Origin of the sequence: Oceanobacillus neutriphilus (assembly GCF_014645515.1) — a bacterium.
In the GTDB taxonomy this organism is placed as follows: Bacteria; Bacillota; Bacilli; order Bacillales; family Amphibacillaceae; genus Oceanobacillus; species Oceanobacillus neutriphilus.
Map to the genome: position 1 here is coordinate 337494 of NZ_BMLW01000003.1, position 15476 is coordinate 352969.

Sequence of the window (15476 nt, forward strand, 5' to 3'; positions counted from 1 at the left end):
CCTGCGGTTGAAAGATTAGATTCCTTTGCTTTGGGGTATGATGTAAGTAATAGACTAAAGCGAAGGAAGAATAACAGTGAAAAAATATAATTATATAAGGGTTTCCATTGTAGCTGTTTTGTTAATCGCTGTGTTTTTAGTTGTTCGGGCATTTTTATTTGAGAACTATGTTGTCAATGGAAAATCCATGGAACCGACACTCTATGACGGTAATTTAATGATGGTGAATACAGTTACAAATAATATTTCAAATCTTCATCGTTTTGATGTTATTGTATTTCATGCAACCGAAGAAAATGATTATGTAAAACGGGTAGTCGGATTACCGGGAGAAACAATAGAATACAAGGATGATCAGTTATATGTAAACGGCGAGTATATTCCCGAGGATTTTCTGCAGGAAGAAAAAGAGAATGTAGAAACGGAGCTATTAACAGAAGATTTTACACTCCTTGAAGTAACAGGTGAGGAGACTGTGCCAGAAGACCAGATTTTTGTATTAGGTGATAATCGCGGAGACAGCTTAGACAGCAGGTCTATAGGCTTTATTCCTGTTGATGAGGTGGTTGGAAAGGTTGATATTACCTACTGGCCGGTAACAGAATTATTTAAGCAGCAGCGTTAATGCGGGTGAATATTTTAATAGCCTGAGATTATGACCATTGAATATCTTAATAGACAGACAGAACCTGAACGATGCAAAACAGATGAAAATATAAAAAATAATTTTATTAGGAACAGGCTCCCATCTTTGCTAAAATAAAGATAGGAGCTTTTTTTGCACTTAAAGAAAGATAAAAACCAAAATACAAGTCAGTTTCATCATGCTGCACAAATAGATGCGAAGAAATCTTTCCGAAAATAGCGGCGCATCTTTCAACAGCTAACGACAATTGGAAATACAAAATATAATTGACATGGAGTTAACTCCATCTTTTAAAGTATAGGTAATAAAAGATAGGAGTGATTACATTGTCAATTGTTATTTATTTTTTGGTTGGTCTCTATGCAGTATTAACAGGAATAGCAGGTGCGGTAAAATGGAGACAGACAGGCATACGGCTCCAGCCGGTTTTATTTGTATTCGTGTCATTTACTATGCTTGTTGCTTTGTTTATTCCAAATAAAAACATCATGTTTATTATTTTAATCGCTGCATCTGTCCTGATGCATATACTTGCGGTTGCAGAAGGATTGTTGACCAATGGAAAACTTACTCCCAGTCATCATCTGATTCGGTTTATATTCCATTTGAGTCTTGTATTACTAATATATAAATATATTGTTTAGCAGGTGATTTATTATTAAAATTAGTGAAGCTTCCTCAAGTACCGGATTAAGTAAAGATACGATACGATATTACGAAAAGATCGGCCTGCTTCATCCAAAAATAAAAAAAGCTCATCGTGAATACAGTGAAACTGATCTTGATATAATGGATGCGATTATGAAGCTGAAACAAACAGGCTTTTCACTAAACGAGATCAAAACACTGTTAGACTGGTCAAAAGATGCTGACCATGAAAGGCAGCTGACAAAAGAAGAAATAAAAAATCTGAAGCAGATAAAAAGTCTTTTTCAAAATAAATATAGGCAAATGCTCGAACAAGAAAAACAAATAAAGGAAATTAAACATGTATTAAAACGTGCAGATTATAAAATAGATTATTTGCTGGAAAAAAATAAACAGGAAAGTGTATCCTTGTAATTTTAAGTGAAATAATTGCAGAACAGGCCTTGCTCTTCATCTCTTTTCTGCCGATTTTACTTTACTGTTGTGATTGATAATTGTATGTGAATAGAAAGGAAAGCTTGCGTTTAAATATGAATAGAATTTGCTCAATATATAAATACATATGTCATTAAAAAAGGAGTGTGTGCGATTGACTGTACAATTTATTTTAGGAAGGTCCGGTACAGATAAAAGTGAATGGATGATGAATGATATTGAAAATTGTTTGCAAAAAGAGCCAATTGGACCGGCTATTTTTTATATCGTTCCGGATCAGATGACATTTCAATTAGAAACAGCTTTATTTAGCCGGGAGCGTTTAAATGGAAGTATCCGGGCACAGGTAGCCAGTTTTTCAAGACTTGCACGGCGTGTTTTACAAGAAACTGGGGGAGGGTTAAAGCCTTTTATCAGCTCAGTTGGGACACAAATGATGCTTCGAAAAATTATTTCTGAGAAAAATGGAGATTGGATGGCATTCCAAAAAGCAATGAAAAAGCAGGGATTTCTTGATCAGCTGGAATCCGTTATTCAAGAATTTAAAAGGTATGAAATTACACCTGACACACTTCGGATACAGCAGGATCAATTAAACAAATTTGTCCATCAATCTCCATCGGAAATGGGATTAGTACGAAAACTGGATGATTTCATTTATATTTATGACCAGCTTCTTAAACAGCTGCAGCATACTTATATGGATAATGAAGACAGATTACAAATATTAAAGGAAAAAATTCCAAAAGCCGGCATGCTGGAAGGAGCGCATATTTATATAGACGGTTTCCATCGATTTACGCCTCAGGAAATATCCGTCATTGCCGAATTGATGAAAAAGTGTGCCGCGGTTCATATCGGCTTGACGTTAGATCCGGTTAATGCTGAAGAGCTGGAGGAGTTAGATATCTTTTATCAGACAAACCAGACCTATCAGCAATTAACAGCTGTTGCCGGGGAAATTGGCATTTCGTTTGAACAGCCGGTTTATTTAGATCCGGCGGATGATCAATTTAGAGATCGTGCCTATTTTGCTCATCTGGAACAAAATTTCGATGTCCGTCCTTCTCCTGAGTATATAGAGGATGCGCCCATTCAAATAGCTGAAGCGGTTCATCCCCGTGCGGAAGTGGAAGGTGTTGCCGGGGAAATCCTTTCACTGGTAAGAGACGGAGAATATCGTTATCGTGATATTTCCATTTTAGTAAGGCAATCGGATGTATATGCTGATTTAATTGAAACAATCTTTGGAGATTATAATATTCCAGTCTTTCTTGATCAGAAACGTTCGATGCTGCATCATCCTTTAATTGAATTGGTCCGCTCGATGCTGGAAGCAATTGAAAACGGCTGGCGGTCGGATGCAGTTTTTCGTGTTTTGAAAACAGGATTTATACCTGCCAGTGATAAGGAACTTCCATTAACAAGAGATGCAATTGATCAGCTGGAGAATTATACAATAGAATACGGAATCCGTTACCGGAAGCAGTGGTTAGATGATAAGCCTTGGAAATATCAGCGTTTCCGCGGATTTGATCAGGCAGCGCAGACGAGCTTTGAAAGCAAAATGCAGGAGGAAATTAACAGATACCGGAAGCAAATCACAGAGGCACTCCGATATTTTGATGAAAGCTTTCGTACTGCCTCTAGCGTGAAAGAGCGCTGTGAAGCTATTTTTATTTGGCTCGAATCGCTGGGTGTTCCTGGAAAGCTGGAGGAAATGCGTGCCTCTTTTGATGAGCAGGGTATTCCTGAAAAAGGAAGGGAACAGCAGCAGGTATGGGATGCACTTATACAATTGATGGATGAAATGGTCGAGATTGCCGGTGATGAAGAGCTGGATATGTCTACCTTCAACGCATCGATAAATGCCGGATTTGAAGCATTAGAGTTTTCTCATGTTCCACCGACGATGGATCATGTCTTGGTTGGTACCATCGACAGATCGCGGATGTCTAATGTCCGCTGCGCTTTTTTACTTGGTGTCAATGAAGGAGTATGGCCAATGAAGCCGCCGGTAGACGGCATGATTGATGATGAAGAAAGAGAGCTGTTGGAGCAAAATGGCTTGAAGCTTGCCGAGAATGGAAAAAGACAGCTGCTTGATGATTGGTTTTATATCTATTTATCGTTAACGATTGCCAAGGACAGGTTAATGATTAGTTATCCAATCAGTGATGAGGAAGGAAAAGCGAAAGTTCCTTCTCAAGTAATCAGCAGGATAGAGGATCTGTTTCCAAAATGCCAGAAGCATTTACTATTTCAGGATGTGGAAGATACTGCAGATACACTAAGATTTATTACTACTAAAACGAAAACCCGGGCTGCTCTGACAACGCAATTCGCCAGGATGCAGCGGGGATATGAGATCAATGAGGCCTGGTTTGCTGTTTACAACTGGTATGTCAAAAATCAGCCCAAGGATGGGATGACCTATCGTATTTTACAAGGTTTATTTTATAAAAACCTGCCGGAGCAATTAAATAAAGAAACAGCTGAAGAGCTTTATCCAAAACAAATCAAAGCAAGTGTCAGCCGTCTGGAATCCTATTATCGCTGCTCCTATCAGCATTTTGCGCGTTACAGCCTGAATTTACAGGAACGGCAGACTTACAAATTAGATGCTCCTGATATCGGACAACTGTTTCATGAGGCATTACGTTTAATTACAGAATGGGTTCAGAATGAAAAAACAGATTTCAAGCAGCTTACCAGAGAAACGTCAGCGGGTTATGCGCACCGGGCCATTCAGAAATTATCACCTGTACTTCAGCATCAAATTCTGCATAGCTCCAATCGATATACCTATATTCAGCAGAAGCTGGAAGAAATAATTGCCAGAGCAGCATTTATATTAAGTGAGCAGGCTAGACAGACAGATTTTAGCCCGGTAGGTCTGGAGCTGAGTTTTGGAGAGAAGGACAGTCCGCTGCCGCCGCTTATTCTGCCGCTGGAAAATGGCTATGAGCTTCTCTTGCGCGGGAGGATTGACCGTGTAGATAAAGCAGAGCTTCATCAGGATTTATATCTGCGGATTATCGACTATAAATCAAGCTCGCGTGCTTTGGATCTGCTGGAGGTTTATTATGGCCTTGCCCTGCAAATGTTAACTTATTTGGATGTTGTACTGACACATTCGGAAAAATGGCTCGGTCAGCAGGCGAATCCGGCAGGTGTCCTTTATTTTCATGTGCATAATCCAATGATTAATCTGGATAAAGAAAAAATAGACAGTGATATAGAAGGGCAAATCTTTAAGTCTTATAAAATGAGAGGGCTGCTGTTATCAGATGAAGAAATCGCCAGGACGATGGACGAATCGTTAGAAACGGGAACAAGTAATATTATTCCTGCTGGTCTGAAAAAAGACGGGACATTCAACCATCATTCGAAAATTGCGGATAATGATACCTTTGAGCAGCTTAAAAACCATATCCATGTATTGCTTGAAAAGGCAGGACTGGATATGACATCCGGCGGCGTGGAAATTAATCCGTTTTTGAAGAAGGATACAGAGGCATGTACGTATTGTCCTTTTCATGCAGTTTGTCAGTTTGACCCGGCATTGCAAGGAAATAATTATAGAAAAATACCAAATATAAAAGAAAAAGAAGTCATTGAACGGCTGAAAGGAGGGGAAATCCGTGGTTAAATGGACAGAAGAACAGGAACAGGCAATTTATCAAAGCGGTACGGATATTCTTGTAGCTGCAGCAGCCGGCTCTGGAAAAACAGCTGTCCTCGTTGAACGTATTATTCAAAAACTCTTAAAGGAAGACGATGCGATTAATATTGATGAACTGCTCGTCGTTACCTTTACGAACGCAGCAGCACAGGAAATGCGGGCGAGAGTCGGAGCAGCACTGGAGAAGTCATTAGCTGAAAAACCGGGGTCTCTTCATTTAAAAAAACAGCTGTCTTTATTGCAGAGAGCATCTATTTCAACGCTGCACTCCTTTTGCTTAGATATTGTACGGAAAAATGCCTATATGATTGATTTAGACCCTTCTTTCCGGATTGCGGATGATGTGGAAATGGATATGATAAAGCGTGAGGTTCTGGATGATCTGCTGGAAGGCTGGTACGATGATTCCAATCAGGAACAGGAACAGTTTTTTGAAGTAGTAAACCGTTTTTCGAATGATAGAAGTGACCGGGATGTAGAAGAATTAATCCTGAAAACAGCGAATTTCGCAGTTCAACATCCCTCGCCCAAAAAGTGGTTGCACCAGCTGACAACAAATTACGAAATAGAGGAAAACTGGACAGAAGAAACCATTCCCTGGCTTCAGGAAGTCAAGGAAGAGATTGCCAACCAACTGAAAGCAATGAAGCAGGAGAATGCTTTAGCTATTGCTGTGGCAAGAGAGCCGGACGGACCATATCATTATTTGGATGCGTTGGAAAAAGACACGGCGGTGCTGGAAGCGGCAACGGAAAAATTATCACAATGGGATATATTACACCAATTTGTTCATGATACGAAGTTTGCAGCGTTATCAAGAAAAAAAGTAGAAGATAATCCAGAAAAACGGGAACAGGTGAAGGCTTTCCGAAAAAAAGTCAAAGACAGATGGGACAAAATGAAGGAAAAATGGTTTGTCCGCAGTCTGGCTGCCCACATCCAGGATATGCAGGGGATGGCACCTGTTTTAAAACAGATGACCTCCATGGTAGAAAACTATATGGATCAGTTTCAACAACGAAAAAGAGAACAGGCTATTGTTGATTTTAACGATTTAGAGCATTATTGCCTGGAGATTTTAATGGAGACTGATGAAGATGGAGCTCCTAATGGCGCTTCACCTATTGCTATACAGCTGCAAAAGCAGTATAAAGAAGTGCTTGTTGATGAATATCAGGATACGAACCTTGTACAGGAGAGTATTCTTCAGTTAGTCCGTAATCCTGAGGATAATGGCAATATGTTTATGGTTGGTGATGTGAAACAGAGCATTTATGGATTTCGTCATGCAGAGCCATCCCTGTTTATTGAGAAATATAAACAGTTTGCCGCAACCAATTATCCTGCCGAAAGAATTGATTTGAACCGGAATTTCCGAAGCCGGGAAGAGGTGCTGATTGGTGCTAACTATCTGTTCCGTCAGCTTTTTGATGAAGAGGTCGGCGATATTGAATACGACCACGACCAGGATGCCGAGCTTATTTACGGAAATCGTCTATATGATGAATTTCCGCTCCACTCTAATCCGGAATTGCTGATGATTGATAATCCTCAAGGACAGAAGTCCGGAGAAGGGGAAGAGACGGGGGAAGATTTAGAAAAAGCACAAATTGAAGCGCGGGCTTATGCAAAAAAAATCCGGGAATGGATTGGCGCTGAAGGGACAGATACACCTATGCAAGTGGTGGATAAGGGAGCTGGCCAGCATAGAAATCTGATGTACCGGGATATTGTCATTTTAATGCGTTCGATGACGTGGACACCTGTTATTATGGATGAGTTGAAAAAACAAGGCATCCCCGTCTATGCAGAGTTAACATCAGGCTACTTTGAAGCAATTGAAATCAGGGTCATGATCAGTTTATTAAAGATAATTGATAATCCGCGTCAGGATATTCCGCTGGCTGCTGTGTTGCGTTCACCTGTTGTGGGCTTGAAGGAAAACGATTTAGCAGCAATCCGATTAGCGAATCGCCACGGAAATTTTTATGATGCACTGATAGCATATTTGGAGCAGGAAGAGAATCAGGTTACTGTACAGTTAAAGGAATTTCTGGAGCTGTTGGGTACTTTTAGATTATCTGCCCAGCAAGGAGCGTTGTCAGAATTAATATGGCAAATTTACCGGGAAACCGGCTATTATGATTTTGTTGGCGGTATCCCTGGCGGTAAACAACGCCAGGCAAATTTACGGGCTCTGTATGACCGGGCAAGAAGCTATGAAGAAACCTCTTTTCGCGGTTTATATCGTTTCCTTCGCTTTATTGAAAGGATGGAAGAAGAGCAGAAGGATTTAGGGGCTGCACGTGCCCTTAGTGAACAGGAAGATGTTGTCCGGATAATGACGATTCATAAAAGCAAAGGTCTGGAATTTCCTGTCGTGATCCTTGGAGGTATGGATAAAGAATTTAATATGATGGATTTAAACGAGAAATATTTACTTCATAAAGATCTGGGATTTGCCAGTAAATTTATTGATCCCGATAAACGAATTCAATATTCCACTTTGTTTTATCATGCGATGAGAGAAAAAATTAGAAGAGAGCAGCTGTCAGAGGAAATCCGCTTATTATATGTAGCCTTAACACGTGCAGAAGAGAAGTTGTTCATGGTAGGAACAGTCAATTCTGCAGAGAAGCGGAAAGCATCATGGTCATGGCTTGTTCATCATGCAGAGTGGGTATTGCCTGCGTATTTTCGGGTTGGAGCAAAGAATTATCTTGATTGGGTCGGACCAGCACTAATTCGTCATCCTCAAGCGGAAATTTTGAGAGAAGAGGAGATTGGAACCGGCGTTTTATCTGAAATCACGGATGATTCATCAAAGTGGAATGTACACATTCATCCGAGTCAGGATCTTATTTTCCTTGAGAATACGCTGCAGCAAAAACAAGATGCGTTAAAAAATCAAATTAGAAATTGGGACAGGCTTGAACAGGAAAATAAAGACCTGGATACTTGGGTCGACAGACGGCTTTCCTACCAATATCCATATCAACAGGCTGTACACTCCCGTGCAAAGCAATCCGTCACAGAATTAAAAAGGCAGCAGGAGCAGAAGGATGCGTACAGTGATGAGAGAATGATTCCACAATCTGCGATACGTCCGATTACAAACCGGCCGAGATTTATGCAGGCTGAAAAGAAATTAACTCCGGCTGAGAAAGGGACTGCACTTCATACCGTGATGCAGCATCTTCCTTTAAAGGGAATACTCTCCAAAGAAGAAGTGGAGGAGTTTATGGAGAAGCTGGTTCAAGAGGAGAAAATGACAACTCCAGAAGCGGAAAGTGTATCTGCTTCAGCTATTGTAGACTTCTTAGAATCAACGATTGCACAGAAAATTTTTGCGGAGAACAACGTATTTAAGGAAGTACCATTCAGTTTGATGCTTCCAGCTGAAAAAGTATATCCTGATTGGAAGGACCCTATGAAAGAAAAGGTATTAATCCAAGGGGTTATCGATTGTATCATTCCTTTGGAAGAAGGCTGTATTATCCTTGATTACAAAACAGATATGATTACAGAAGATGTCACAGAAAAATTAGAGGAGAAGCTGAGAAAACGGTATAAAACACAGATGGAGCTTTACCGCTATGCAATTGAAGAAATCTGGAAGCGGCCTGTTAAGGAAACATATCTCTATTTCTTTTCTAAAAAGCTTCTTATCAAAGGAGAATAAAAGTGCAACCTTATCAAGTGAATAAACGATTAGAATGGATAGATGCTGCAAGGGGTTTTGCTATTTTAGGTATATTTATGGTTAATATAGGATCATTTTCTGCTCCTTATTTTCTCTATGGCGGAGCAGAAGATACCTGGACTGCTGGAATTGATCAATTCAGCCTGGCTTTTATTGATATTTTCTTTCAAGCCAGTTTTTACACTTTATTCTCTATTCTCTTTGGCTTCGGAATTCAAAATCAAAAGGATAGTCTGGATAAAAAAGACATTTCACCGTATGCTTTTTTCGGAAGAAGACTGGGAACCTTAATAGTTTTTGGAATCATTCATGCTTTTGCAGTGTGGAATGGAGATATTCTCTTAACCTATGGAACGATGGGATTTTTACTGCTGTTATTCTTAAATAGCGGGGATAAAACCCTGGCAGGCTGGGGGTTTGGTCTATTAGGATTTTCAACAATTGCATTCACAAGTCTGCAATACGCAGCAAGGGATTTTATCGTTCTGGGCAATACATCCGAAATAGAGCAGGCCTTTCAAAGCTATCGCTCCAGTGATTTTTCTATTATCATGGCGCAGAATTTTCAAGATTGGCAGCTGTCGAATGGTATTTTAGGCTTTTTCATTTATCCCTTTATTATTCTACCTTTATTTTTATTCGGGATGTATCTGGCAAGAAAGAGATGGTTTCATGACCCGCTTTCCTACAGTGGTATTTTGAAAAAGATTTGGATCATTTCGCTGATTGTATTTATTCTGTTTAAAATCGGGCCTTATCTGTTTGGTAACCCGCTCTGGTTTGCTTTGGTGCAGGATAATATCGGAGGGACAGCATCTGCAGTCTTCTATCTGACCAGCATTACGTTATTATGGCAAAAGGGTATCTCACGAAAAATACTTCGTGTTCTGGCACCGATCGGTAAAATGGCACTGTCCAATTATTTGCTGCAATCTGTTATTTCCTTTTGGCTTTTCTACGGTGTCGGTGTCGGACTTTACGGAGAAGTTCGTCCTTTTCAGCAAATTTTGATTGTCCTTATTATTTTCTGCCTGCAAATTATTGGCAGTACGATTTGGCTTCGTTATTTTCAGTTTGGACCTGTCGAGTGGTTATGGAGATGTATCACATATAAAAAAATGCAGCCGTTTAGACGTTAATCATGGCGATTTGTTGACAAAGGGACATTAAAATGTCATCTTAGGGAAGAAAATGGTATTATAGAGGATGTTCAAAAAGTCCCCAAATGATAAGCTGCGAATCTCTACGTCGCCTTGACCTTCTTGCTTCTAATTTGACTACTTTTTGAACAAGCACTTATAGTAAACGGATTATTAGTCATTTTTGTTAAATGTGGAAGATGATTATTACATGTACTTATAAAAATGAAGGAGGAAACTTACATGGGGGGAACACACCTGCATATTACTGCGTGGGCACTGGGACTGATTTTCTTTATTATTGCATTAGTCTTGTACAAAAAAAGCAGTAATAAGCCTGCAACGATTATTCATATGATTTTACGTCTTGTCTATTTATTTATCATCATCACCGGAGGATTATTAACCTGGGATTATTTTCAAGGCTATTCCATGCCGATACTAGGTGAAGTAATTGTAAAAGCACTTGCTGGTATTTGGATTGTAGTAATGATGGAAATGATATTAGTTTCTGCGAAAAAAGGAAAGCCGGCAACAGGCAAATGGGTTCAATTCTTTATTGCGCTGATTATTGTCATTGTTTTAGGCTTCTTCCGCCTGCCAATGGGCTTTTTATTCTAAAATAAGAGGAATTATGCTAAAACAATAACTTCCTGTGGGACAGGATAAAATAAAGTGCCTTGGTCAGCTGGCTGGGGTACTTTATTTATTTGCAAAGATAATTGTGAACGCTTTTTTACATCATTTTAATCAAGGTATGATTTTTTAAGAAAATAAGTGATAATAGAAGATGTTCAAAAAGTACAATAAAAATGACAGTTTTATTATCATTGGAGGGGAAAGTCTGTGATCAAAAAAATTAGTATGGGACTTGCTGCTTTCATAAGTATGTTCATCATACAAATACCAGCTCATGCACAGGACCAGAATATACATAATGAAATATTTTATCAAATATTGGTTGACCGGTTTAATAATGGGGACACTGAAATTCAGGGAGAAATAGATATTGATGATCCTTATAACTATCATGGCGGTGACTTTCAGGGAATCATAAATAAATTAGATGACCTGAAGGATCTCGGGATTACTACGATTTCTCTGTCACCGATTATGGAGAATAAGGAAAAAGGCTATCATGGATTTTGGATTACGGATTTTTATCAAGTAAATCCACAGTTTGGAACAATGGAAGATTTTGAGCGCCTTGTATCAGAAGTGCATCAGCGTGATATGAAAATTGTTATTGATTTTGTGCTTAACTATGCTGCAGATACAAGCCCTTTGACAGATGATCCGGATAAAGAAGACTGGTGGCTGGGAGCACCGGCTTCAGAAGATGAAAGGTTATCCGAAACGGTCCAATTAGACTTAACGAATCTGGATGCTGCAGATTATATATTAGATGCTGCTATGTATTGGGAATCCGAAACGGATATTGATGGATTTAAGCTGCCTGATGTTGATGCTGCACCAGAAGCGTTTATCAAAGATTTTACTGCAGCTTTAAAAGAAAATCGCCCTGATTTTTATCTTATTGGTGATATAACAGAAGCAACCAGGGATGAAGCAGAGAATTTATTAGAAAATACATCGCTTGATATGATTAATTATCCGGAGTTGAATCAAGAATTAAGTGAAACATTTGCAGAAAGTGACAATGATGTTTCTGCGATTTATGATACCTGGAAAGAACAAGGATTAATCGATTTTTATAAACAGATAGACGGTTTTGGGCAGGCACGTTTTACAAATATTTTTTCAGAAAATCAACGTAATACTTTAACAGCCTGGACGCTGGCATTAACATATATGTATACAACACCGGGTGCAACAATGATTACGCAAGGGACAGAGCTTCCAATGTATGGTGGCGATGCTGAGGAGTCCCAGCGGCTTGTTCCGTTTAATAGCGGAGATGACGATTTAAAGGAATTTCATAAACGTATTGCTTCCCTGCATAATGAGTTTCCTGCATTAAGATTTGGTGATTTTGAATATGTCGGGTCTGAAGGGTCCATGCTGGTATTCCGTCGCAGCTATCAAGATGAGGTAATGTATGCAGCTATAAATAACGGAAGTGAATCAGCGTATATAGATGTAGATAATATAGAATCTGGCATGCAGTTAAAAGGTATCTTAGAGGATAATTTAGTACGTGAAAACAAAGAAGGCAACTACCGGATTGGAATACCAAGAGAATCCGTTGAAGTGTATATTTTAGAAGAAGCTAAAGGCTTTAATTGGCTGTTTATCGGTTTTATCGTTTCGGTTCTCGCATTGTTTGTTATTGCAGTTATACTGTTAAAAAGAAAACAAAAAATAAGGGAACATCAAGAAAGCTGAAAATAAAAGCACAGAAGTTTTTCCAGTGCAGGCACAAATGCCTGTGGTATCAGCTTAGAAAATGAATCTATTATAAAAATAAGTCCTTTTGAGGGCTTATTTTTTTATGTGTACAACTAGTCCTGTTAATGCGAACGTAAGTTAGATAAAGTAAACCAAGATTAATTTATCTGTGATATAATTTCTTCCACTTATTACATGTTTACAACTTCATCTATTTTGATATAATAAGAACAAGTGTTCAGAACAAAAGTTCTTATTGAGGTGGTTAAAATGATCCGTTTCTTAACAAAGGCGATGGAGAAAAAAGAAAAGGTAATGATCTATTATATAGACTCTAAAGGCAAGGTCAGCCAACGAATAATAAGCGTGGTTGACATAGATAGCCTCAAAATTTTAGCTTACTGCTACTATCGTAAACAGGTGAGAAGCTTTAAAATTGATAACATCCTGTCTTTTGGCCAGTTGAAAAGGAGTGTCGGGGCTTGAATACACATAGTAAGATTGTACAGTAAATTTTATTTGACCCACCTGACTTCTCCGTCCTTTTCCAGATGAAAACAAAGGCCGGCTGGAACTTGAGTATTTACTACCCTCCAGCCCAGAACTCAACCTCATTGAAGGGTTATGGAAAGGGCTGAAAAAATGCTTCTTTTTTCGGATGTCCGAAAAATTCGCTCAAGGTCAGAGAATTTATTGATGATATTATTCCGTGCAAGCATATGATCTATCGACCGGCTTTGTGTAAGGTTGTAAGTTAAAATTATTAATTAAACTTATATAAAATAACTTCCTTATTTCAATTTCATATTTATAATATTATCCGAGTAATTGTTAAATATAAAAAAGCAATACCTAATACAATAAAAGTATACAATATTTTCTTTTTAGTGCTAGCTTTTGTTCTTTCGCGGACTACAGAATATACCATACAATAAATTCCTACAAACACATAAAACCAAATCGCCGTTTTGATAAGTTTATTATTCATAACAAAACCCAACTGATCCCTTTCCCCGAAATAAGCCATTGTCAGCCCGCCGACAGTTATTGTTACTCCAAAAAACACCCAAATAATATTCCACGTTTTATTACTCATTTAATCACCTCATTTTTATTTATTCCTTTACACTATTGTACTAAAGCACTTAGCAGTTAGCACTGAAAAATGAAAAATAAAAAACACCAACAAGTAGGTGTCACTTCTATTTTAGTATACCAATCGAAAGGAACCGTCATTTTTTAGTTTGTTCTATAAAATATTATATGCTTACTGATGTTTTAATAAAAACATTGATATAACAAGATACAGTGTTTGTACAGTAATTTTTATTTATGTGACATTTCTCCTGATTATATAGTATAATAAAATTGAAATATAGTGAAAGATACAATTTACTTTAAGGAGGTACAGGGCATGGAGAAGGGTCTTCTGAAGAGAAAAATTTATCTGTTATGCAGAATAGCAGTAATTATTACTATTACTGTGTTTTTTGTGAAAAATTTCCTTCTTGCTCCCTCTGTTGTCTGGGGAGAATCCATGCAGCCTACTTTCTGGGATCAAGATAAGATTATTGTCAATAAAATCGCGTCCATTGACCGGTTTGATGTGATAGTATTCCATGCTCCTGACTCTGATAATTACTATGTAAAACGTGTGATTGGCATGCCTGGTGATCAAATTGAATATATAAACAATGTTTTATACTTAAATGGAGAACCGGTAGATGAGCCGTACTTGCTGAACGAAAACAGTCCTGCAAAACTTGCCTTTCAAACCGGGAATTTTACATTAGAAGAGTTGACAGGCTACTCTACTGTTCCTGAAAACACCTATTTTGTTTTGGGAGATAACCGTGGAAACAGTAATGACAGCCGCTTTTTTGGATTTTTAAATGAACAGGCAATTATTGGAGAAGTAACATTCCGGATTTATCCATTCAGTAATATTGGCAGACCACAATAAACCCGTATGTGAAGGACTGATATACCTTTACATGCGGGTTTTTATTTATCAAGGATTTTACGCCGTACTTCGGGGCTTACGCTATTCAGAATAAAATAGAGGTCACACTGGAATACCGCCTTTTATATACATCTGTATATGAAGGCGATTTTTTATTCCTGAGATATTTCCATATTTCTAATAAAATTACGACAAAGTTTGACATATTGTCAACACTGCTCTTATATTAGGAGTAACAAAAGAAAATATTTAGAATGATAGAAAGGTCTGGATAGTTAATGAATCATAGAATTGGAGATTACATCAAAGAGAAATTAGAGGAAAAACAAATTACCATGCGGGCGCTTAGTAAGAAAACAAATATTAATATATCTACTGTATCACGCATTATTAACCACAAACGCAAGCCGACAAATCAGCATTTAATGGAAATTTCAAAGGTTTTGGATATACCTTTTGAAGAGCTGCTTCAGAAAAATGGACTTCCGGTAAAAACAACTGAGAAAAGGATAAATGACGAACAGGATTATACTGCAATGGTTAAACATTTTTTAAAGCAGTCAGGTGATCAGTGCGATTCTTTTTCTATGAAAAAAATAGAGGAGAAATTATATGAATATGAGCAGGATGCTGAAACAGAAGAAGGTCAGCGTCTGATAATTGAAAATTTCCAGGAAAAAAAAGAAAGCGCCGGGAATCAAGGTGCATACATGCAGCAGCTTACATCCTTTTTTCATCGATTTTGTCATAAAAAAGGCACACGTAAGGAATTGATTTTAATGGGAGCAGCGCTAATTTATTTTATCAGTACAGCAGATGTTGTGCCAGACTATCTTTTTCCGGTTGGATATTTAGATGATGCTATAGCAGTTCAGGTAGTAATGAATTTACTTTCTAATAAATACTAG

General features: G+C 38.2%; 11 protein-coding genes. 10 read left to right on the top strand and 1 reads right to left on the bottom strand.

What is annotated here, in order from left to right:
* Positions 1-76: 76 nt before the first annotated feature.
* The 8 genes from lepB (IEX29_RS07125) (at position 77) to IEX29_RS07160 (ending at position 12602) form a co-directional block, all read left to right on the top strand.
* Entirely contained in the window at positions 77-625 is a 549-nt protein-coding gene (gene lepB, locus IEX29_RS07125; RefSeq protein WP_188733763.1) for a signal peptidase I, read from the top strand.
* A 347-nt stretch (positions 626-972) separates the two neighbouring features.
* On the top strand, positions 973-1290 hold the full coding sequence (locus IEX29_RS07130) for a hypothetical protein (RefSeq protein WP_188733764.1): 318 nt from the start codon (positions 973-975) through the stop codon (positions 1288-1290).
* Between the two features lie 19 nt (positions 1291-1309).
* Entirely contained in the window at positions 1310-1708 is a 399-nt protein-coding gene (locus IEX29_RS26620) for a MerR family transcriptional regulator (RefSeq protein ID WP_268239029.1), read from the top strand.
* Positions 1709-1883: 175 nt separating this feature from the next.
* Positions 1884-5381 (top strand): helicase-exonuclease AddAB subunit AddB, encoded by a 3498-nt coding sequence (gene addB / locus IEX29_RS07140; protein ID WP_188733765.1) that lies wholly within the window; start codon positions 1884-1886, stop codon positions 5379-5381.
* Positions 5374-9096 (top strand): helicase-exonuclease AddAB subunit AddA, encoded by a 3723-nt coding sequence (gene addA, locus IEX29_RS07145; protein ID WP_188733766.1) that lies wholly within the window; start codon positions 5374-5376, stop codon positions 9094-9096. Before addB ends, addA begins: the two co-directional genes overlap by 8 nt.
* Before the next feature lie 2 nt (positions 9097-9098).
* A complete protein-coding gene (locus tag IEX29_RS07150) occupies positions 9099-10256 on the top strand; it encodes a DUF418 domain-containing protein (RefSeq protein ID WP_308423626.1) in 1158 nt (385 codons plus the stop codon).
* A 243-nt stretch (positions 10257-10499) separates the two neighbouring features.
* A complete protein-coding gene (locus IEX29_RS07155) occupies positions 10500-10877 on the top strand; it encodes a YisL family protein (protein ID WP_188733767.1) in 378 nt (125 codons plus the stop codon).
* Between the two features lie 225 nt (positions 10878-11102).
* On the top strand, positions 11103-12602 hold the full coding sequence (locus tag IEX29_RS07160; protein ID WP_188733768.1) for an alpha-amylase family glycosyl hydrolase: 1500 nt from the start codon (positions 11103-11105) through the stop codon (positions 12600-12602).
* A gap of 811 nt (positions 12603-13413) precedes the next feature.
* On the opposite strand, the gene IEX29_RS07170 is transcribed toward IEX29_RS07160, so the two are convergent.
* Entirely contained in the window at positions 13414-13701 is a 288-nt protein-coding gene (locus IEX29_RS07170) for a hypothetical protein (protein ID WP_188733769.1), read from the bottom strand.
* A 318-nt stretch (positions 13702-14019) separates the two neighbouring features.
* Here IEX29_RS07170 and lepB (IEX29_RS07175) point away from each other — a divergent pair, with 318 nt between their 5' ends.
* Together lepB (IEX29_RS07175) and IEX29_RS07180 are read left to right on the top strand one after the other, a co-directional pair.
* Positions 14020-14568 (top strand): signal peptidase I, encoded by a 549-nt coding sequence (gene lepB / locus IEX29_RS07175; protein ID WP_188733770.1) that lies wholly within the window; start codon positions 14020-14022, stop codon positions 14566-14568.
* 278 nt (positions 14569-14846) lie between these two features.
* A complete protein-coding gene (locus IEX29_RS07180; RefSeq protein ID WP_188733771.1) occupies positions 14847-15476 on the top strand; it encodes a helix-turn-helix domain-containing protein in 630 nt (209 codons plus the stop codon).

Excerpts from the sequence above, each read along its gene's own strand:
- IEX29_RS07155 (WP_188733767.1), top strand. The coding sequence starts at position 10,500 with ATGGGGGGAACACACCTGCATATTACTGCGTGGGCACTGGGACTGATT.
- IEX29_RS07170 (WP_188733769.1), bottom strand. The coding sequence starts at position 13,701 with ATGAGTAATAAAACGTGGAATATTATTTGGGTGTTTTTTGGAGTAACA.
- lepB (WP_188733770.1), top strand. The coding sequence starts at position 14,020 with ATGGAGAAGGGTCTTCTGAAGAGAAAAATTTATCTGTTATGCAGAATA.
- IEX29_RS07180 (WP_188733771.1), top strand. The coding sequence starts at position 14,847 with ATGAATCATAGAATTGGAGATTACATCAAAGAGAAATTAGAGGAAAAA.